This window comes from Jeongeupia naejangsanensis (assembly GCF_016865585.1).
Taxonomy (GTDB): domain Bacteria; phylum Pseudomonadota; class Gammaproteobacteria; order Burkholderiales; family Chitinibacteraceae; genus Jeongeupia; species Jeongeupia naejangsanensis.
Genome location: NZ_JAESND010000001.1, coordinates 549013 through 567591, shown reverse-complemented (window position 1 = coordinate 567591; position 18579 = coordinate 549013). Strand labels below are relative to the sequence as shown.

The window sequence follows — 18579 nt, the reverse complement described above, 5'->3', positions numbered from 1 at the left end:
ATTCCATCATGCTGAGCCTGCACACCAACGCCGCTTCGCTGTCCACCCAGAACAACCTGCACAACACCCAGAGCTCGCTGAGCACCTCGCTGAGCCGCCTCGGTACCGGTTACCGCATCAACTCGGCCATGGACGACGCGGCCGGCCTGCAGATCGCGACCCGCCTGAACGCACAGACCAGCGGCATGGCCGTGGCGATGCGCAACACCCAGAACGGCATCTCGATGATGCAGACCGCCGAAGGTGCGTTCAACGAAATGACCAACATCCTCACCCGGATGAAGGATCTGGCGACCCAGGCTGCCGACGCATCGTCGACCGCGACCGACCAGACCGCCATGCAGGCCGAGTACGACTCGCTCGGTCTCGAACTGTCGAACGTCATGAAGAACACCTCGTTCGGCGGCCAGTCGCTGCTGGACCCGACCGGCGGCAAGCTTGCCGCAGCCTTGAAGTTCCAGATCGGCGCCAGCGCTGCCGAAGTGATGGACGTTGACGTCAGCACCCAGCTGACCGCTGTCGATACCGCGCTGACCGCCGTCAGCGGCAATTACACCGCTGCTGCAACCGGTACCGAACTGACCGCAGCCGGTGGCGCCAACGGCCAGATCACCAAGCTGAGCACCGCGCTCGACAAGGTGGGCGAACTGCGTTCGGCCCTGGGTGCGAACTCGAACCGTCTGGACCACGTGTACAACAACCTGTCGAACATGAGCACCACGACGCAGGAAGCCCGTGGCCGCATCATGGATGTCGACTACGCCAGCGAAACCGCCAACATGACCACGCACCAGATGCTGATGCAGGCTGGCACGTCGATGCTGAAGCAAAGCAACAGCATGTCGCAGCTCGTCATGTCGCTGATGCAGTAAACGGCACTTCGCCCGTACCGAAAGCCAGCCGTCATCTCGGCTGGCTTTTTTCTTGACCGGAGCACTCCATGACCCCTGCGCTGAATCCGCTGTCGGCCCCCGTTGCCGCGCCGTCCACCGGAACCGCCACCCTGCCTCAGGGCGCGGCGCTGGCCGTCGGCAGCCTGCTGCAGGTGACGATCGTGACCGGTCGCGAAGGCGACCGTCACCTGACCGGGCTGACCGATGCCGGTCAGCGGCTGGCCTTGCCGCAGCTTGCCGGAAGGACGGTTGTTCCCGGTGACGTGCTGCTGTTGCGCGTACTGGCGACCATGCCGCAGTTGCAACTGGCCGTGGTCGACGAGACGCCGGCCGGCGCATCCGCGTCGGTGCTGCCGTCTTCCTACGCGATGCAGTCCGTCGATCAGCTCGCATTGCGCCGGGTTGGCTGGGCGGCACCCGACCTGATGGCCGTGGCGGCCGGCTGGCGCCTTTTGATGCAGACGCGCATGGCCACCGACGTCGATCCGAAGCTGTTGCCGGGTGGAGCGCCGCTGCCGGGCTGGCTGCTGCAGGCCGATGTCGGCGCCACACTGCAACGGTCACCCGAAGCGAGCGAAACCCGCTGGCTGTATCCGGCGTTTGCGTGGGGCGGCCTGCCACTGACACTGGGCCTGCTGGAGCCCGATGACAGCGCGCCAGCGCCGGATGATGACGACGCCGAACCGGTGCTGCTGCTGACGGTGCAGTTGCCGGCGATCGGTCTGGTGGCGCTGGCGGTGATCCCGGCCGGCGTCGGGGTCAGGCTGCAGATCCGCGTGGCGTCGGCGACTGCCGGCGACCTGCTGCGTGCGCTGCAGCCCGCGCTGGCCGCGGCGACGCTGCGCGCCGGCTGCACGCTGGTCGAATGCCGGATCGGCGCCGGACGGGTAGGGCAACGCGGCGGCTGGCGTTTGCGGCGGCGTGCGGTGGCGCCGGGGCTGCTTGCACCAAGGCTGTTCGATGTCGCTGCGCAGGTGCTGCAGGTGCTGACCGCACCGCAAACACCGTAAACGGTACTCGGCGCGGGTGGAAAACGTCAGCCGAGGGTGCCGACGATGCTGACGTCCTTGTTTTCCGGAATCTCGTTGTACGACAGCACGGCCAGTCCCGGCGCGAACAGCCGGGCGTAACGGGCCAGAATCGGCCGGATCTGCGGCATGACCAGCAGTAGCGGCGGCGTTGCCTGCTGCTTCATCTGCTCGCGGATGATCGGCATGTTGATCTGCAGCTGCGACAGCACATTCGGGTCGACCGGATAGCTGTCGAGCGCCGCCTTGCCGGTCTGCTGGGCCTGGCTCAGCGCGCCGAGCAGGATGTTCTCGAGCGCGGCGGTCAGGTTGAACGCCTTCATCTCCGGCTTCTGGCCGATCAGCCCGGTGACGATCTGCCGGCGCAGCGTGCAACGGACCTCGGCGGCCAGCAGGATCGGGTCCTTGGTGGTTTCGGCCGCATCGAGCAGCGTGGTGGCAATCGGCTCGATGTCCTTCAGCGAGACGCCTTCGGTCAGCAGCGTGCGGAACACCTTGAGCAACTGTGTGTGCGTCATCGCCTTTTCCAGCGCTGCGGCGAGCTTGGGCGACAGCGCGGCCAGCCGCTCGAGCAGCGCGGCCACGTCGTCGTGGCGGAACAGCTCGGGCAGGTATTCGCGGATGACCTTGCTCAGGTGCGTGGCGACGACGCTCGGGCAGTCGACGACCTGATAGCCGAGGCCGAGTGCATGCGCCTTGTCTTCCGGCTGGATCCAGATCACCGGCAGGTTATACGCCGGGTCCATGCCCGGAATGCCGTCGACCTCGCCGAACAGATGCGGAGACGGAATCGCCATCAGCCGGTCGGCGTAGACTTCGGCCTGTACGATGGCCGAGCCGTTGAGCTGGATCACGTATTGCGACGGATTCACGCCCAGATCGTCGCGGACACCGATCGGCGGCAGCAGTACCCCGAGGGTATCGCCCAGGCTCTGACGCACGCCCTGGGTCCGCTTGAGCAACGGCGCGCCATTGGCCTTGTCGATCATGCTGACCAGCTTGTAGCCGAGCGACACCGAGAGGACTTCGACGTAGGGAATGCTGGTCCAGTCGGGCTCCGGCTGCGGGTTGCCGAGCAGCGCCTGCTCGATGGCCTGGGTGTTGCTGCTCGGCGCCGCCGGCTCGCGCCCGGCCAGGCGCCAGGCGACATAGCCCAGCAGGATGGCGAAGGACAGGAAGGGCAGCCACGGCATGCCCGGGATGATGGCCAGCACGACCATCATCGCTGCCGAGCTGTACAGCACAGACGGCGAGGTCAGCAGCTGCGAGCCGACCTGCTGCTCCAGATCGCCGTTGGCATCGCTGACGCGGGTGACGATGATCGCCGCCGCAGCCGACAGCAGCAGCGCCGGAATCTGCGCGACCAGACCGTCACCGATGGTCAGCAGCGCGTACTGCTTGAAGGCTTCGGCGAAGCTCAGGTCGTGCATCAGTGCGCCGATCGCGACACCGCCGATCATGTTGATCAGCAGGATCAGGATGCCGGCGATCGCATCGCCGCGGACGAACTTGGATGCGCCGTCCATTGCGCCATGGAAATCGGCCTCGGCCGCCACTTCACGGCGGCGGGCCTGCGCCTTTTCCTGGTTGATCAGCCCGGCGTTCAGGTCGGCGTCGATCGCCATCTGCTTGCCCGGCAGCGCATCGAGCGTGAAGCGCGCCGACACTTCGGAAATCCGCTCGGCGCCCTTGGTGACGACGACGAAGTTGATGATCATCAGGATGACGAACACCACCAGACCGACGACGAAGTTGCCGCCGATCACCACCTTGCCGAACGACTCGATCACCTGGCCGGCGGCGTGCGTGCCTTCGTGGCCGTGCAGCAGCACGACCCGGGTCGACGCGACGTTGAGCATCAGCCGCATCAGCGTCGTTGCGAGGATGATCGTCGGGAAGACCGAGAAGTCCAGCGGCCGCTTGACCGACACGCTGCTGAGGATCACCACGATCGCCAGCACGATGTTGAACGTGAACAGCACGTCCAGCACCATCGGCGGCAGGGGCAGGATCAGCATCGACAGGATGGCCAGCAGGAACAGCGGCGTGGCGATTTTCTGCTTGGCGAGATCGGCGAGGAGTCGGGTCAGGTCGTTCATGTTCGGGCCTTGGGCAACAGGTCTTCCGGAATGGTGAAGTCGGTCGGCATCGCGGGTTGCGACTTGCGCCGGCCGTGGCGGAATGCGTCGAGCTGCAGCACGTAGGTCAGCACCTGCGCGACGGCGTTGTACAGCGCCGCCGGGATCTGCTGGTTGACCTGGCTGGTGTGGTAGATCGCCCGGGCGAGCGGCGGCAGCGGCAGCACCTCGATGTCGTGCTCTTTCGCGAGCTCGCGGATGTACAGCGCCATTTCGTCGACGCCCTTGGCGACGACGAAGGGCGCCTCGGCGCGGTTTTCGTCGTACTTGAGCGCGACCGAGTAGTGGGTCGGATTGACGATGACGACATTGGCGCCGGGGACCGCCTTGCGCAGGCTGCGCTGGGCGATCTGCCGCTGCAGCTGGCGGATGCGGTTGCGCACTTCGGGCCGGCCTTCGGACGTCTTGTACTCGTCCTTCTGCTCCTGCTTGGTCATGCGCTGGCTGCGCAGGAACAGCAGGATCTGCACCGGCAGGTCGATCAGTGCGAAGGCGATGAAGATCAGGCACAGCAGCATGATCGAATCCATCAGCAGATCGGCGCCGCGGGCGATCGCCAGCCCGAGCGGCAGGCCCTGCAACTGCAGGAAGTCGCCGACGCGCGACGTGCACACGTGCCAGATCAGCGCGCCGAGCACCACGGCCTTGAGGATCGACAGCCCGACCTGCGAGTAGTGTTTGGCCGAGACCATCCGGCCCAGGTTGGCGAGCGGATTCATCCGCTCGAACTTGGGCAGCCAGTGCGATGCGTTAAAAACCCAGCCGCCGGGAATCATCCCGGCGATGATGGCGGCCAGTGGCACGACGCAGAGCGGCAGTACCATCTTGACCAGCAGCCACATCGTCACCGGAAACAGCGTGCTCCAGCTGTTGTCGAGCGCGCCGTCACCGGACACGTTGGCGAAACTGAGCACGAACAGCCGGCGGAAGTCTTCCAGATAGCCGGGCATCAGCACCAGCAGTAGCTTCAGGCTGGCGAAGATGCCGATCGCGGTCGCGACGTCGCGAGAGCGGGCAACCTGACCCTGCTCGCGCGCTTTGCGCAGCTTCTGCGCCGAGGCTTTTTCGGACTTGTCGGCCGACGATGCTTCAGCCATGCGGACCTGCCGCAAGCCGCTGGTTGAGCAGGTCGAGTACCTGTTCGGTCAGCCGGAGGTAGTGGTCGGGCAGCGTACGGATCAGCATCGCCAGCATGAACAGGCCGAACAGCGTGACTACCGAAAAACCGAGTGAGAACAGGTTCATCGTCGGCGCGACGCGGTTGAGCAGGCCGAAGCCGAGCTGGACGACCATGGCCGAGAAGATCACCGGAATCGCCAGCAGCAGCGCCGCCGAAAACACCCAGGCGACGTTGTAGGCGATGTCCTGCAAGGACAGCAGATCGATGCCGCCACCGATGGGCCAGCGGGCAAAGCTGGTGTAGACGATGTTGACGAGCACCAGATGCCCGTCGATCGAGAAGAACACCAGAATGCACAGGATGTAGAGCAGGCTGGAGACGACGTCGGACGACGAGCCGTTCATGGGGTCGTTCATCACCGCCATGCTCAGCCCCATCTGCGACGAGGTGACGAAGCCCAGCAGCATGATCGCCGCCATGCTCAGGTGGAACGCCAGCCCGAACACCGCGCCGATGACGACCTGTTCGATCGCGACGACGATGCCGCGCGCCGAGAACGGGTCGATGTGCGTTGCGGCCTGCAGCGCCGGCAGCGTCACGATCGCGAGGCCCAGCGACAGCAGCACCCGCACCCGTACCGGCACCATGCCGTCGCCGAGGATGGGCGCCATCGAGAACGCCGCCATGAAGCGGCAGAACGGCCACCATACCGCGGCGAGCAGATCGGGGAGCGCCTTGGCGATCGCGTCCATTGGCGGAATCAGCCGACCAGTTGCGCCGCGCGCTGGAAGATTTCCACACAGAAATCCATCAGGTAGCTGGTGATCCACGAGCCGGCGAGGCTCAGCGCCAGCAGCGTCACCAGCAGCCGGGGCAGGAAGCTCAGCGTCTGCTCGTTGATCTGCGTGGCGGCCTGGAACAGGCTGACCAGCAGGCCGACGATCAGCCCCGGTGCCACCAGTACGGTGACGAGCAGCATCACCGCGTGCAGCGCGGAGGTAACGACGTCGACGGCGATATCGGGAGTCAACATTCAGTAGGCCTGTATGCTGGAAACGAGGGTGTTGACGGTCAGCGTCCAGCCGTCGACGAGGACGAACATCAAGAGCTTGAGCGGCAGCGAGATCACCAGCGGCGAAAGCATCATCATCCCCATTGCCATCAGCACCGACGACACGACAAGGTCGATGACGAGGAAGGGGATGAACAGCATGCAGCCGATCTGGAATGCGGTTTTCAGCTCGCTGAGCACGAAGGCGGCGAGCTTGACCGTGAACGAGTAGTCGGCCGGCTTCGCAACCGGCGGCTCGCCGGCCAGCTTGGCCACCTGCAGCAGCGCGCTCTTGCCGGTCTGCGCCAGCATGAAGCGCGAGATCGGTGCTTCGGCGATCATCAGTGCTTCCTGCATGCCGATCTTGTCGGCGTCGTACGGCACGAAGGCCTTGTTCCAGACTTCCAGCCCGACAGGCCGCATCACCAGCAGTGTCAGGATCAGCGCCACGCCGGTGACGATGCGGTTGGGCAGGCCCTGCTGCAGACCGAGCGCCTGACGCAGCAGCGACAGCACGATCACGAAGCGGGTGAAGCTCGTCATCATCAGCACCATCACGGGCAGCAGCCCGAGCAGCGTCATGATGATCAGAACTTGCGTCTTGACGGTGAAGTCGGTCGACGCGCCGCCGCTGCCGGCGCTGAACAGCGGCACCGACGCCGCGACGGCAGGGTGGGCGAGCAGGGCGGCGGTCGCTCCCAGCAGCGCCAGCCGGATCAGGCCGTGCCGGGTCATGGTGCGAGCGTGTCCAGATCGAGGTGTTCCATCTCGACGACCTTGAGGCCGTAGTTCTCGCCCGAGACCACCACTTCGGCGCGACCGACCGGCGTGCCGTTGACCTTGATCACCAGCGGTTCGCCGGCGAGCTTGTTGAGTTCGAGTACCGAACCCTGTTCGATCGCCAGCAGCTCGTACAGCGAGATCTTGGTCGAGCCGACCTCGAGCGTCACGGTGACCGGAATCTTGCGCAGCATCTGCGAGAGGTCGCGGCGCGGCTTGGCCGGTGCTGCAGGCGTTTCGGCCGGCTCGTCGAACAGCGCGTCGTCCGGAATGACGCCATCGAGCATGGTGTTGAGGTCGATCTGATCGCTGATGTCCATGACTTAGTCCAGATGTTCGAAAGAGGTGAGCCACAGCTTGCCGTTGTGTTCGGCGACCGAGGCGGTGAAGAACGGAGATTCGTCGACCAGCACTTCGGCCGGGCCGATGCTGACCGGGATGACGTCGCCGACGCGGGTGTCGAGGATCTCGCCCAGCGACATTTCCATCGTCAGCAGCCGCGTGGTCAGCGTGATCTGCAGCTGGCTGGCCAGCGGCACGGAAGCCGGCTTGCTGCCGGATTCCCGCTTGCGGCGCTGGCTGACGCTCGCCAGCAGGCGCGACAGCCAGGCGTCGTCGAGCGCGAACCACAGCGTGCCATCGAGGTCGCGCACGTCGTCGCGCAGGTCGACCCGCAGCCCGAGTGCCGATGCCGGTTTGCCGTGATGGTCGAGCCGGAAGCCGCCGTGGCCGTCGGTGACCGAGGCGTCCAGACAGCCGACCAGTACGTCGAGCAGGTCGATGCCCAGCATCGCGGCGAGCCGCAGTTCGGTTTCGGTTTCCGGCACGCTGTCGGTGGCGGGCGCCGACTGGCCGCCGGCTTCCTTGCCGCCGTAGCGGTAATCGAGCCAGCTCAGCAGCAGCGCGCGGTCCGGCGCAAAGCAGATGCGGCCGGTGGCGGAGCGGAAGTGCCGCCATTTGCCGGCCGGACCGATTTCGTCGGGGCGGCAGACTGCCAGTCGCGTGACGGCGATCTGCGCGCCGTAGCGGCGGTTGAAACGGCGCTCGAAATAACCGGCGATCTGCTCGCGCAAGCCGTTGGTGAAGCTGCCGAGCAGGTGGAAGGGGCGGCCCAGCGTGCACGGATCCACCGGCAGGTAGCCCGCCGCGGCGTCTGGGCTGATCAGCTTGGTTTTGGTCGTCGGCACGTTGATCCACTCATTGGGTTTTGCGCGCTCCCGCTGCAACCGCACCGTGCCCGTTCGGGCTGCGGCGGTCATGGACGGATGAGGGGACCGGCTGTCCGTGCCTGATGTCTGCCGTTTCGGCAATGCGGGGCCCGGACGTTACGCCTTGATTCTTAAATACCGCCGGGAAAATACCCAGAGTGGAACTACTCAGTGCGCATGAGTAGTTCCACCCTGATCGCGATCGGCGCCGGCTAGAGGAAGAGCCGGACGAGCTCGACCGTCGAGGTGACGTGCAGCTTGGCCATGATGCGCGCACGGTGGTTTTCGACCGTGCGGATGCTGATGCCCTGCGCTTCGGAAATCTCGCGGCTGGGCTTGCCGGCGACGACGAGCTCGACGATCTCCGCTTCCTTGCTGGTCAGCAGCGCAATGCGGGCCTGCCGTGCGGCCAGTGCCAGCCGCTTCGAGTGCAGGCTGACGCTTTCGGCCAGCGCGGCGTTGACGCGCTCGACCAGCGTGTAGCCATTCACCGGCTTCTCGATGAAATCGAAGGCGCCGCTGCGCATCGCCTCGACCACGGCGGCGATTTCGGACACACCGGTCAGGAACACGATCGGCGGCGGGACGAGGTGGGTCTGGACGAGCTTCTTCTGCATTTCCAGCCCCGACAGCTCGGGCATGACGATGTCGGAGATCACGCACTCGACCGGCCTCGGCGAATAGCGCTGCAGGAAGGTGACCGGCGAGTCGAACAGCTGCACCTCGGCGCCGAGGCTGCCGAGCATGTCCTTGATGGCTTCGAGCATGAAATCGTCGTCGTCGATCACGTAGATCGTCTTGGCGGATCGCCCTGCGCTGAAGGTGCCTTGCATCGGATTCGTGCTCCAGAAGAGGGATGCCCCGTTCCGTGGCGGACGGCCCGGATGGCGGGGAGGTTGTTACCGGAAATTATAGGCGGGGTGCCCCCGGCGGACCGCATCCAAGGGTGGCAAGCGGCCAGACTGTACCGGATGCCGCTGGTGGGAAATACCTAGGCGGGGTGAGTGTTTCTACTCTGTCTGGCGTCATTGCCCTCGGCAACAATCCACCCCACAAAGAAGCATTGCCTGCAGCGCAGCATGGGCTGGAAAAAGCGGGCTGGAAGACGGATTGAAGCGGGAGCGAATCGAATGGCCAGTGGCTTGACCTCGGGAGTAGGGCAACAGATCGGTGCCGATCTGCTGCAGATACGCAGCAGCATCGCGCGTGCCGGTCACGACGCCGACATCCTGCCGTCCGCCATCGACGGACAGGCCGGGCAGCCGGTGGATTTTGGCGACGTCCTCAAGGCGGCGGTGCGCGGCACCGACGACAAGGAGCGCATCGCGAGCACCCGGATGGCCGATGTCGATGCCGGCAAGAGCGACGATCTGGTCGGCGCGATGCTCGCCAGCCAGGAAGCCAGCCTGTCGTTCTCGATGCTGATGCAGGTGCGCAACAAGGTGGTGGGGGCGATGGACGACCTCATCAAGATGCAGCTCTAAAGGAACGGACACGCCGTGATCGCAACGCTCAAATCGGGCCTTGGCCGCCTTCGTGCCGATGGCGCAAAGCTGCCGCCGCTGCCGCCGTCGTTCTTCAAGCGCCTCGCGCCCATCGTCGTGCTGGCGATCGGCATCACCGCGCTGGTGCTGATGTATTTCTGGCGCGATCAGGCCGGCTACAAGCCGGTGTTCGGCGCACGCGAAAGCATCTCGGCCGCCGACATGATGTCGGTGCTCGATGCGGAGCACGTGCCGTACCGCATCCATCCGGAAAGCGGCCAGGTGCTGGTGCCCGCCGATGCACTCGGCAAGGCGCGCATGCTGCTTGCCGCCAAGGGCGTCGTCGCCAAGCTGCCGGCCGGGCTCGAGCTGATGGACAAGAACGATCCGCTCGGCGTCAGCCAGTTCGTCCAGGACGTGCGTTTCCGCCGCGGTCTCGAAGGCGAACTGGTGCAGAGCATCATGGCGCTCAACGAGGTCGAGCACGCCCGCGTGCACCTGTCGATCGCCAAATCGTCTTCTTTCGTCGTCAGCGACGGTGAAAAGAGTTCGGCGTCGGTCGTGGTGACGCTCAAACCGGGCGCCAAGCTCGGCCGCGAACAGATTGCCGCGATCATCAATCTGGTGGCCGGCAGCGTGGCCAGCCTCGATCCGCAGCGCGTGACGCTGGTCGATCAGGCCGGCAACTACCTGTCGTCAAAGGTCGACCTGAGCGAAGGTGGTGCGGTTGGCGCCGCCAGCGGCGAAGAGGCCGGCGACAAGTACCGGACCGAAGCGCTGAACAACATCCGCGAGCTGCTGGCGCCGGCGCTCGGCGGCGACAACTACAAGGCCAGCGTGACCGCCGAGGTCGATACCGACCGGGTCGAGGAAACGCGCGAACAGTACGGCGAAACGCCCAAAGTCACCAATGAGGCGACGCGCGACGAACAGAGCAGCAGCGAGCTGGCGATGGGGATTCCCGGTTCGCTCAGCAACCGTCCGGCCGCCGCCAATGCCAGCAAGCCGCAGGCCGCAGGCGGCGATGCCGGCCCGCGCAAGAACGCCACGACACGCCAGTACGCCTATGACCGCAACGTGGTGCAGATCAAGCGCAGCCGTGACCGGCTCAAGCGCCTCAACGTCGCCGTGGTGCTGAACAACGCTGCCGCGCCGGTACCGGCCAAGGGCTGGACGCCGGAGCAGCTGGCCAATATCGACCGCATCCTGCGCAACGGTCTCGGCATCGACGCCGAACGCGGCGACAAGCTGGTCGTGTCGACGCTGGCCTTCCCGGCGAAGCCGGTTCTGGCCCGTTGGTGGGAAGAGCGCGACACGATGATCGACATCGGCAGCTACGCGATCCAGGGCGTGGTGCTGCTGCTGGTCTTCCTGCTGGTGATCCGTCCGCTGCTGAAAATCCTCCGCGACTGGGTTTCGCCGGCACACGGCGAGCAGGCGCTGCGCGAAGTGCAACTGGCCGAACCGCAACTGCTGGCCGCCGCTGCTGCCGGCGCGGCGCCGGTTGCGGCTGCCGCAACCGCGCTGCCGGACCGCAGTGCCGGTGCCGGCCAGATGCCGGTGGTGCCGCTGCTGGAAAACTACGATCTGCCGCCGGCCGGTTCGAGTGTCGACGTGCTGGTCGATCACCTGAAAACGCTCGCCAACAAAGAGCCGGAACGGGTAGCCGAAGTCGTCAAACAATGGGTGCAGAAGAATGGACGAGTCAGTTAATTCCGCCAGTGCGCCGTCTGCCGACGGCCTGCCGACACCGGTCGAACGCGCCGCCATCGTGCTCCTGAGCATGGGCGAGGAATCGGCTGCGGCGGTGTTGCGCTGCCTGTCGCGCGAGGAGCTGATGGAGGTCACGCAGGTGATGTCGCGGATGAGCGGGCTCAAGGTCGACGTGGTCAAGAACTCGATCCAGCGCTTCTTCGACGACTATCGCCAGCAGAGCGGCGTGCATGGCGCATCGCGCAACTTCCTGCAGCGCTCGCTCGATCTGGCCCTCGGGAGCGACATCGCCAACGGCGTGCTCAACAGCATCTACGGCGACGCGATCCGGCCGAAAATGGCCCGCCTGCAATGGGTGCAGCCGCAATGGCTGGCCGAACACATCGGCAACGAACACGTACGCATGCAGGCCGTTTTCCTCGCCTTCCTGCCGCCGGCGCTGGCCGGACAGGTGATCGAGGCGCTGCCGTTGCACAGCCGTGATCTGGTGCTGGTCAACATCGCCCGGCTCAAGGAAGTCGATCGCGACCTGCTGATCGAGCTGGAGGAGGTCGTCAACCGCTGCCTGAACAGCCTCGGCATGCAGAGTGCGCTGGTCGAGGGCGTGCGTCAGGCCGCCGAAATCATCAACCGTCTGCCCGGCGACAAGGCGCAGATGGTCGAATTGCTGCGTGCGCACGATCCGGACGTGGTCAGCGAGATCGAAACCAGCATGTACGACTTCTTCATCCTGTCGCGCCAGACCGAAGCGGTCATTACCCGCGTGATGGAAGACGTGCCGCTCGAGCTGTGGGTGATCGCGCTCAAGGGTGCCGAGCCTTCGGTGCGCAACGCCATCGTCCAGGCGATGCCGCGGCGTCAGGCGCAGAGTTTCGAAGACATGGTGCGCCGCTCCGGCCCGGTACCGCTGAGCCGGATCGAACAGGTGCGTCAGGACATCATGGCGCAGGTCAAACGCCTTGCCGACGGTGGCGAGGTCGACCTGCAGCTGTTTGCCGAGGAAGTCGTCGAGTGAAGGCCTGCCGCCCTTACCGCTTTCCGCCACTGTCGCAGAAACCCGGTGCGCTGGCCCTGCCGGGCGACGCCGCGCAGGTGCAGGCGTCGCTGGCCGAGGGCTTCCAGCAGGGTATGGATACCGGCTATCGCGAGGGTTTCGACAGCGGGCTGGACAACGGTCGTGCCGAGGGTTTCGTGCAGGGGCGTGCCGACGGGCTGGTGCAGGGCGTGACCGAGGCGAAGCTGGAAATGCAGGCGCGTTTCGACGTGCTGATGCAGCCGCTCGATACTGCGCTGACCGAGGTCAGGGCGCTGCAGGCCGATTATCAGGCGGCACTGCGCAAGGAAGTGGTCGATCTGGTCGCCAAGGTGGCAAGGCAGGTAATCCGCTGCGAACTCGCCCTGCAGCCGGTGCAGTTGCTAGCGCTGGTCGACGAGACGCTGGCCTCGATGCCGCCGGCGCCGAACGGGGTCGAGGTCTATCTGAACCCCGAAGAATGCCAGCGGATCCGCGAGCTGGCGCCCGAGCGCGCGCAGCAGTGGTCGCTGATTCCGGATGCCCGGCTCGAACCGGGCGAATGCCGGGTCAAGGCCGGCGGGCAGGAGGCCGACGCAGGTTGTCGCCAGCGACTCGATGCCTTCATGGAACAGGTCACCAGCCAGTTGCTCGGTGTGCCGGATACCAGCGAGTAAACCGCCATGATCGCCAATGCCCTGCGCTCGCTCGAACTCAATGACGTCCCGGTCGCCAAGCTGACCGGGCGGTTGTCCGGCGCGACCGGCCTGCTGCTGGAAAGCACCGGTTGCCAGCTCGAAACCGGCCAGCACTGCCGGATCGAGACCGCGTCGGGCGAGTGGCTGGATGCGCAGGTGGTCGGCTTCCGGCAGGAGGTGTCCTACCTGATGCCGTTCAAGAAGCCGGTCGGCCTCAGCACCGGCGCACGCGTACTGCCGAACCCGGAGGCCGGGCAGCTGCTGATCGGGCCGTCGTGGCTCGGGCGCGTCGTCAACGGTCTGGGCGAGCCGCTCGACGGTCGCGGCAAACTCGGCGGCGAGCACGTGCTCGATCCGCATCCGCCGCGGGTCAATCCGCTGAAGAAAAAGCCGGTGAGCGAGATCCTCGACGTCGGTGTGCGCAGCATCAACGGGCTGCTGACGCTTGGCCGCGGCCAGCGCGTAGGCCTGTTCGCCGGCAGCGGCGTCGGCAAGAGCGTGCTGCTGGGCATGATCACCCGCCAGACCGAGGCCGATGTCGTTGTCGTCGGGCTGATCGGCGAGCGCGGCCGCGAGGTGCGCGAATTCGTCGATCATGCGCTCGGCCCGGAAGGGCTGGCCAAAGCCATTCTCGTCGTGGCACCGGCAGACGAATCGCCGATGATGCGGCTGATGGCAACCGAGCTGTGCCACGCGATTGCCGCGCATTTCCGCGATCAGGGCCGCAACGTACTGCTGCTGGTCGATTCACTGACGCGCTACGCGATGGCGCGGCGCGAAGTCGCACTGGCGCTGGGCGAGCCGCCGGCCACGCGCGGCTATCCGCCGTCGGTGTTCGGTCTGCTGCCGCAGCTGGTTGAAAGTGCCGGCAACGGTGACGGCGAAGGCAGCATGAGCGCCATCTATACGGTGCTCGCCGAAGGCGACGACCAGCAGGACCCGGTCGTCGACACCGCGCGGGCGATTCTCGACGGCCATATCGTGCTGTCGCGCGATCTGGCCGAGCGCGGGCACTACCCGGCGATCGACATCGCCGCGTCGATCAGCCGCTGCATGAGCCAGGTCGCCTCGCCGGCGCAGGTCGCCTCGGCACGGACGATGAAGCAGATGCTGGCGCGGCATGCGCAGGTCCGCGACCTGATCCCGCTGGGCGGCTACGTGCCCGGCGCCGATCCGCTGACCGATCGAGCGGTCAATCTGTATCCGCATATCGAAGCCTTCCTGCAGCAGGACGTCGGCGAAGCCGCGCCGCTCGCGGACACGCTGATGCGACTGAACGAGGTGGTGGCATGACCCAGGCACGAACCGTTCTGAGCCTTGCGCGGCTGGTGGCGCTGCGCGACGTCGAAGTCGACCGGCTGACCGCCGACGTGGCGCAGAAGGAAGCCTTGCGGCAGCGCTATCACCACAACCTCGACCGGATGGCGCAGCTGTGTGCCGACAGCGCCGCTACCGGCTCGCTGCCACCGTCGCTGTCGCTCAACTGCGGCAATTACAAGCAGGCGGTGTTCGACATGATGGCGGCGCACCAGCGCGATCTGGCGCTGCATGAAGCCGACATGGCGGTGACGCAACGGGCGCTGCAGGCCGCGTCGCTGAAGCGGGAAACGCTCGATCGCGTGCGCGAGCAGCACAGCGCGGTCCTGCAGGTCGAACAGGACCGGCGCGAACAGAAGCGGCAGGACGAACTGGCCACGCAGGCGTGGTACCGGCAGCGGGCGTCATGACAATGCACTACGCCGATTTCAGCTTTGCCCGGATCGGGTCGCCTTTTTACGAGGTAGACCTCATTCCGCATTCAGCGCGCAAAGGAAACCACCATGGCCGATAGCACGATCAACCCGACCCAGATGGCGCAGCAGCTGGCCACCGCGTACACGCAGGGCAAGCAGGCGCAGCTCAAGACCCAGACGACCAATGCCCAGAACACGTCGGCGGCGCTGACCAAGCTGCAGAGCGCGCTTTCGAACTTCCGCACCGCGCTGACCGGGCTGTCCGGCAAGACCAGCCTGACGCAGCAGGCCGCAACGCTCTCCAATACCGGCGTCGGCACGGCCAGTGCCGACAGCACCGCGCAGGCCGGCAGCTATTCCTTTTTCGTCGAGCAGGTGGCCTCGGCCAACCAGGTGGCCTTCCAGGGACTGACCGCGGTGTCGGTGGTGCCGATTCCGGGCTCGATCAACCTGTCGCTGGCCGACGGCACGAGCTTCAGCGTCGACATCGCCACCGCCGATCTCGATGCTGACGGCAAGGTATCGCCGGCCGAACTGGCGCGGGCGATCAATTCGGCCAGCAACAGCAAGATCAGTGCAACGGTGATGACCGTCGGCGGCCAGACGCAGATGGTGCTGTCCGCAGGCCAGACCGGTGCCAGCAGCCAGATCACGCTGGATGCCAGCAATGTCAACGATCCGGCGCTCAAGGCCGCGCTCGGTGCGCCGCAACAGCTGGTGGCTGCGCGCGACGCCATCGTCTGGCTCGGTGACCAGACCACCGGCGTGAAGATGCAGCAGGCGTCGAACACGTTCACCGCGGTGCAGGGCGTGACGATGACGTTCACGAAGGCGATGCAGGCCGGCGATACGCCGGTGACGCTGACGGTGACACAGGACAAGGATGCGACGGCGGCGAACGTACAGAACTTCGTCGATGCCTACAACGCACTGGAAAAGACGCTCGACGACCTGACCAGGAGCGGCGATGCGAAGAATGGCGTCACTGCCGGTGCCTTCGTTTCGGACGCCGGCGTGCTGGCGCTGCGCAGCCACCTGACCAACGCGCTGCGCCAGAACTATGGCGGCGCGAAGCTGTTCGACCTCGGCGTCAGCGCCGACCGCAACGGCACGCTGTCGCTCGACAAGACCAAGCTTCAGACCGCGCTCGCGGCCAAGCCGGATGCGCTGGACAAGGTGTTCGGCACCGCGCAGTCCGGGCTGCTGACCGACACCAACAAATACCTGAACCAGTGGCTCAACAGTGCCACCGGCCAGATCAAGCGCCGTCAGGATTCGGTACAGACGCTGCAGAAAGACCTGACCACCCGGCAGACCGCGCTCGATGACAAATTCAACCTGCTGTACCAGCGCTACCTGGCGCAGTTTTCCAAGCTGCAGTCGCTGCAAGCGCAGATGAGCCAGACCTCGAGCGCGCTCAGCGCGCTGGATACGGCCGCTTAATACTGGGGATCAATGTGGATTACGACGCCTACCGCAACTATCACGCCGTCAATCTGGAAGCGCAGACGGCCAACGCCTCGCCGGTGCAGCTGGTGCTGGTGCTGATGGACGGGCTGCTCGAAGAAGTCGCCCGCGTGCGTGCGCACATCGAGCACAAACGCTACGAGCAGAAGGGCCTCGGCATCAACAAGTGCATCGGCTTGCTGAACGGGCTGTCCAGCGCGCTCGACCTCGACGCCGGCGGCGAAGTCGTCACCAATCTGGCCCGGCTGTACGACTACTGCGCGCTGCGGCTGAACGAGGCCGGGCTCCGGCTGGAGACGGCCATGGTCGACGAGGTGGCCGGTCTGCTGTCGACACTGCGCGAGGGCTGGCAGGGTGTGCAGCGCGCCAATGGATAAGGCACTGCAGATCCTGACGCTGACGCGGGCGCTGCTGGATGTGCAGACGCGCCGCGACTGGGCGCAGCTCGCCGAAGTCGACAAGGCACTGTCCGTGCTGGTCGGGCAGCTCAACGACAAGGTGCACCTGAGCCTGCGCGAGCGCGAAGCACTGAAACCGCTGCGCGTCGCGCATGCGGCAGCAATGAAAAGCTGTCTGGGCGAAGCCGGACGGATGAACGCGCTGCTCGACGAGCTGCGCCGCAACCGTGAAGGGCTGATCGCCTACGGACTGATCAACGAGCAGGACGACCGACCATGATGCCGCTATCCGCACTGCTTTCAAACGCCCTGTCCGGCAAACCGCCGGTGGCGAAGCCGGATGCACCGGCACCAGCCGCGCCGGTCGAGGATGCCGTGTCTGCCGTTTTCGGTCTGGCGCTGGCCGGGCTGGGTCTGCAGCAGGGGCAGCCTGCCGACAGCGGCATGCCCGAAGGCGACAAGGGTGATGCCTTGCAGACGGACCAGCCGCTTGCCGGCCAGGGTTTGCTGGCTGCGCTGGGCAGCATGAACCCGCCGCTGCCGGCACTCGACGAGGCGACGAAGCCCGACGTGCCGGCCGGCAGCGCGCTGCTGGGCGCTGCGATGATGCAGGCGCCGGTACTGCCGGCGTCGTTGTCGCCCATGGTCATGTCCGCCTCGTCGGGTCGGGCCATGCAGCCGGCCGCGCCGGGCGTGGTACAGCAGGCCGGTCAGCCGTCGCCGTTCGTTGCGGAAACCGTTGCTGGTGATGCTGCCGCTCGGGATCAGGCCGCAATCCGCACGGCCGGCGCCGTCGATCGGCCACAGGCCGCAGCGGGCATCGCGGCTGCCTTCTCCGGTATTGCCGATGACGTGAAAGAACGCCCGGCCGCCGCCATGCCGTCGCTGCAACCGGCAACCGGCGTTGCCGGCGCGAGCGACACTGCTGCCGTGCATGCGCCTGCAGCGCCCAAGGCCGCAGTGCAGACCCAGCAAGCCGGACAGCAGCTGCTTGCGGCGCTGGGGGACCGCATCAGTGTCCAGACGCGGCACGGCATCGAAAACACCACGATCCGGCTCGATCCGCCGCTGCTTGGCAGCATCGAGATCGCCATCCGCCGCGAAGGCGGCGCGCTGCAGGTCAGGCTGAGCGCGTCGAACGCCGAAGTGGTCCAGCAGTTGCACGGCATCAGCGACAACTTGCGTCAGGATCTGGGCAGCCGGCAGTACACGCAGGTGGCGGTGACGGTGGCCGACGGCGGTCGTGGCTCGGATCGCAACGACGGTCGTTCGCAACGCGATGATGCCCCGTGGCAGCAGCGGCCGGGCAGGGCGCTGGCCGAGGCCGGCGACGACGAGCGTAGCGCCGCATTCCGGCTGGGCTGAAGCCAGATGAACAACGAAAAGCGGAACACACGCGAATGAAAATGAAACGACGGATTCTGGTTGCCGCGCTGGCGCTGACCGTGGTCGCCGGCGGTGCCGGCGCCGCGTGGTACTACACGCAGCGCCCGGGCGGCAAGCCTGCACCGGTTCAGCCGGAGGCGGTCGATTACAAATACGTCAGCCTTGAAAAGGTGATCGTCATGCTGCGCGATGGTTCGGGCAGTTCGGTACCGCACTACCTGGCGATGGATCTGGTGTTCAAGACCAGCGGCAAACAGGAAAAGATCACCAAGGAGCACCTGCCGCTGCTGCGCAGCGTCGCGCTGAAGGCTTTGGCCGATTACCCGGTCGAAAAGGCGAACCGGATGTCGATCGACCAGTTTGCCGTCGCGCTCAATCAGGCCTTTACCGCCGCCTACGCGCGCGATCACGCCGAAAAACCGTTTGCCGAAGCCATGATCGGCAAGCTGATCATCGAGTGACATCGTGGA

Annotated in this window: 21 protein-coding genes; 13 read left to right on the top strand and 8 right to left on the bottom strand. The window is 66.0% G+C overall.

The window, feature by feature from the left end; all coding sequences use genetic code 11:
- The first annotated feature begins 8 nt into the window (after window positions 1–8).
- Complete coding sequence (locus JMJ54_RS02715; protein ID WP_203536400.1) at window positions 9–872, top strand: flagellin N-terminal helical domain-containing protein; 864 nt, start codon at window positions 9–11, stop codon at window positions 870–872.
- Window positions 873–940: 68 nt separating this feature from the next.
- A complete protein-coding gene (locus tag JMJ54_RS02710; protein WP_203536399.1) occupies window positions 941–1903 on the top strand; it encodes a hypothetical protein in 963 nt (320 codons plus the stop codon).
- Window positions 1904–1929: 26 nt separating this feature from the next.
- Here JMJ54_RS02710 and JMJ54_RS02705 read toward each other — a convergent pair whose 3' ends face one another.
- The 8 genes from JMJ54_RS02705 to JMJ54_RS02670 all read right to left on the bottom strand — a co-directional run bounded on the left by JMJ54_RS02705 (window position 1930) and on the right by JMJ54_RS02670 (window position 9051).
- Complete coding sequence (locus JMJ54_RS02705; RefSeq protein WP_203536398.1) at window positions 1930–4020, bottom strand: flagellar biosynthesis protein FlhA; 2091 nt, start codon at window positions 4018–4020, stop codon at window positions 1930–1932.
- On the bottom strand, window positions 4017–5156 hold the full coding sequence (gene flhB / locus JMJ54_RS02700) for a flagellar type III secretion system protein FlhB (RefSeq protein WP_203536397.1): 1140 nt from the start codon (window positions 5154–5156) through the stop codon (window positions 4017–4019). Before flhB ends, JMJ54_RS02705 begins: the two co-directional genes overlap by 4 nt.
- On the bottom strand, window positions 5149–5931 hold the full coding sequence (fliR, locus tag JMJ54_RS02695; protein ID WP_203536396.1) for a flagellar biosynthetic protein FliR: 783 nt from the start codon (window positions 5929–5931) through the stop codon (window positions 5149–5151). Before fliR ends, flhB begins: the two co-directional genes overlap by 8 nt.
- An 8-nt stretch (window positions 5932–5939) precedes the next feature.
- Window positions 5940–6212, bottom strand: coding sequence for a flagellar biosynthesis protein FliQ (gene fliQ / locus JMJ54_RS02690; protein ID WP_373295742.1), 273 nt, complete (start codon window positions 6210–6212; stop codon window positions 5940–5942).
- A complete protein-coding gene (fliP, locus tag JMJ54_RS02685) occupies window positions 6213–6965 on the bottom strand; it encodes a flagellar type III secretion system pore protein FliP (RefSeq protein WP_203536395.1) in 753 nt (250 codons plus the stop codon).
- Window positions 6962–7330 (bottom strand): flagellar motor switch protein FliN, encoded by a 369-nt coding sequence (fliN, locus tag JMJ54_RS02680; protein ID WP_189460460.1) that lies wholly within the window; start codon window positions 7328–7330, stop codon window positions 6962–6964. Before fliN ends, fliP begins: the two co-directional genes overlap by 4 nt.
- A 3-nt stretch (window positions 7331–7333) precedes the next feature.
- Window positions 7334–8197 carry a FliM/FliN family flagellar motor switch protein gene (locus JMJ54_RS19495; RefSeq protein WP_203536394.1) on the bottom strand — a complete coding sequence of 288 codons (864 nt, stop codon included), beginning with the start codon at window positions 8195–8197 and terminating at the stop codon, window positions 7334–7336.
- Between the two features lie 233 nt (window positions 8198–8430).
- Window positions 8431–9051 (bottom strand): response regulator transcription factor, encoded by a 621-nt coding sequence (locus JMJ54_RS02670; protein ID WP_203536393.1) that lies wholly within the window; start codon window positions 9049–9051, stop codon window positions 8431–8433.
- 297 nt (window positions 9052–9348) lie between these two features.
- Here JMJ54_RS02670 and fliE point away from each other — a divergent pair, with 297 nt between their 5' ends.
- The 11 genes from fliE (at window position 9349) to JMJ54_RS02615 (ending at window position 18570) form a co-directional block, all read left to right on the top strand.
- Window positions 9349–9702, top strand: a complete 354-nt coding sequence (gene fliE, locus JMJ54_RS19345) for a flagellar hook-basal body complex protein FliE (RefSeq protein WP_203536392.1) — start codon at window positions 9349–9351, stop codon at window positions 9700–9702.
- A 15-nt stretch (window positions 9703–9717) separates the two neighbouring features.
- Complete coding sequence (gene fliF / locus JMJ54_RS02660; protein WP_203536391.1) at window positions 9718–11415, top strand: flagellar basal-body MS-ring/collar protein FliF; 1698 nt, start codon at window positions 9718–9720, stop codon at window positions 11413–11415.
- Window positions 11399–12430 carry a flagellar motor switch protein FliG gene (locus tag JMJ54_RS02655; protein WP_189460468.1) on the top strand — a complete coding sequence of 344 codons (1032 nt, stop codon included), beginning with the start codon at window positions 11399–11401 and terminating at the stop codon, window positions 12428–12430. The genes fliF and JMJ54_RS02655 overlap by 17 nt, the downstream gene beginning before the upstream one ends.
- Window positions 12427–13104 (top strand): flagellar assembly protein FliH, encoded by a 678-nt coding sequence (fliH, locus tag JMJ54_RS02650; RefSeq protein ID WP_203536390.1) that lies wholly within the window; start codon window positions 12427–12429, stop codon window positions 13102–13104. The genes JMJ54_RS02655 and fliH overlap by 4 nt, the downstream gene beginning before the upstream one ends.
- 6 nt (window positions 13105–13110) lie before the next feature.
- Window positions 13111–14418 carry a flagellar protein export ATPase FliI gene (gene fliI, locus JMJ54_RS02645; protein WP_203536389.1) on the top strand — a complete coding sequence of 436 codons (1308 nt, stop codon included), beginning with the start codon at window positions 13111–13113 and terminating at the stop codon, window positions 14416–14418.
- The gene (fliJ, locus tag JMJ54_RS02640; RefSeq protein WP_189460473.1) at window positions 14415–14852 is read left to right on the top strand and encodes a flagellar export protein FliJ; all 438 of its coding nucleotides are present in this window, start codon (window positions 14415–14417) and stop codon (window positions 14850–14852) included. Before fliI ends, fliJ begins: the two co-directional genes overlap by 4 nt.
- Before the next feature lie 93 nt (window positions 14853–14945).
- Entirely contained in the window at window positions 14946–16301 is a 1356-nt protein-coding gene (gene fliD, locus JMJ54_RS02635; RefSeq protein WP_203536388.1) for a flagellar filament capping protein FliD, read from the top strand.
- 14 nt (window positions 16302–16315) lie between these two features.
- On the top strand, window positions 16316–16702 hold the full coding sequence (gene fliS, locus JMJ54_RS02630; RefSeq protein ID WP_189460477.1) for a flagellar export chaperone FliS: 387 nt from the start codon (window positions 16316–16318) through the stop codon (window positions 16700–16702).
- Complete coding sequence (locus JMJ54_RS02625; protein WP_203536387.1) at window positions 16695–17003, top strand: hypothetical protein; 309 nt, start codon at window positions 16695–16697, stop codon at window positions 17001–17003. Before fliS ends, JMJ54_RS02625 begins: the two co-directional genes overlap by 8 nt.
- A complete protein-coding gene (locus JMJ54_RS02620) occupies window positions 17000–18088 on the top strand; it encodes a flagellar hook-length control protein FliK (protein ID WP_203536386.1) in 1089 nt (362 codons plus the stop codon). The genes JMJ54_RS02625 and JMJ54_RS02620 overlap by 4 nt, the downstream gene beginning before the upstream one ends.
- A gap of 35 nt (window positions 18089–18123) precedes the next feature.
- Window positions 18124–18570 (top strand): flagellar basal body-associated FliL family protein, encoded by a 447-nt coding sequence (locus JMJ54_RS02615; RefSeq protein WP_203536385.1) that lies wholly within the window; start codon window positions 18124–18126, stop codon window positions 18568–18570.
- Window positions 18571–18579: the final 9 nt, after the last annotated feature.

Excerpts from the sequence above, each read along its gene's own strand:
- fliQ (WP_373295742.1), bottom strand. The coding sequence starts at position 6,212 with ATGTTGACTCCCGATATCGCCGTCGACGTCGTTACCTCCGCGCTGCAC.
- JMJ54_RS02715 (WP_203536400.1), top strand. The coding sequence starts at position 9 with ATGCTGAGCCTGCACACCAACGCCGCTTCGCTGTCCACCCAGAACAAC.
- fliN (WP_189460460.1), bottom strand. The coding sequence starts at position 7,330 with ATGGACATCAGCGATCAGATCGACCTCAACACCATGCTCGATGGCGTC.
- flhB (WP_203536397.1), bottom strand. The coding sequence starts at position 5,156 with ATGGCTGAAGCATCGTCGGCCGACAAGTCCGAAAAAGCCTCGGCGCAG.
- JMJ54_RS02625 (WP_203536387.1), top strand. The coding sequence starts at position 16,695 with ATGGATAAGGCACTGCAGATCCTGACGCTGACGCGGGCGCTGCTGGAT.
- fliP (WP_203536395.1), bottom strand. The coding sequence starts at position 6,965 with ATGACCCGGCACGGCCTGATCCGGCTGGCGCTGCTGGGAGCGACCGCC.
- JMJ54_RS02620 (WP_203536386.1), top strand. The coding sequence starts at position 17,000 with ATGATGCCGCTATCCGCACTGCTTTCAAACGCCCTGTCCGGCAAACCG.
- fliI (WP_203536389.1), top strand. The coding sequence starts at position 13,111 with ATGATCGCCAATGCCCTGCGCTCGCTCGAACTCAATGACGTCCCGGTC.
- fliE (WP_203536392.1), top strand. The coding sequence starts at position 9,349 with ATGGCCAGTGGCTTGACCTCGGGAGTAGGGCAACAGATCGGTGCCGAT.
- JMJ54_RS02655 (WP_189460468.1), top strand. The coding sequence starts at position 11,399 with ATGGACGAGTCAGTTAATTCCGCCAGTGCGCCGTCTGCCGACGGCCTG.
- fliR (WP_203536396.1), bottom strand. The coding sequence starts at position 5,931 with ATGGACGCGATCGCCAAGGCGCTCCCCGATCTGCTCGCCGCGGTATGG.
- JMJ54_RS02615 (WP_203536385.1), top strand. The coding sequence starts at position 18,124 with ATGAAAATGAAACGACGGATTCTGGTTGCCGCGCTGGCGCTGACCGTG.
- JMJ54_RS02710 (WP_203536399.1), top strand. The coding sequence starts at position 941 with ATGACCCCTGCGCTGAATCCGCTGTCGGCCCCCGTTGCCGCGCCGTCC.
- JMJ54_RS02670 (WP_203536393.1), bottom strand. The coding sequence starts at position 9,051 with ATGCAAGGCACCTTCAGCGCAGGGCGATCCGCCAAGACGATCTACGTG.
- JMJ54_RS02705 (WP_203536398.1), bottom strand. The coding sequence starts at position 4,020 with ATGAACGACCTGACCCGACTCCTCGCCGATCTCGCCAAGCAGAAAATC.
- fliJ (WP_189460473.1), top strand. The coding sequence starts at position 14,415 with ATGACCCAGGCACGAACCGTTCTGAGCCTTGCGCGGCTGGTGGCGCTG.
- fliD (WP_203536388.1), top strand. The coding sequence starts at position 14,946 with ATGGCCGATAGCACGATCAACCCGACCCAGATGGCGCAGCAGCTGGCC.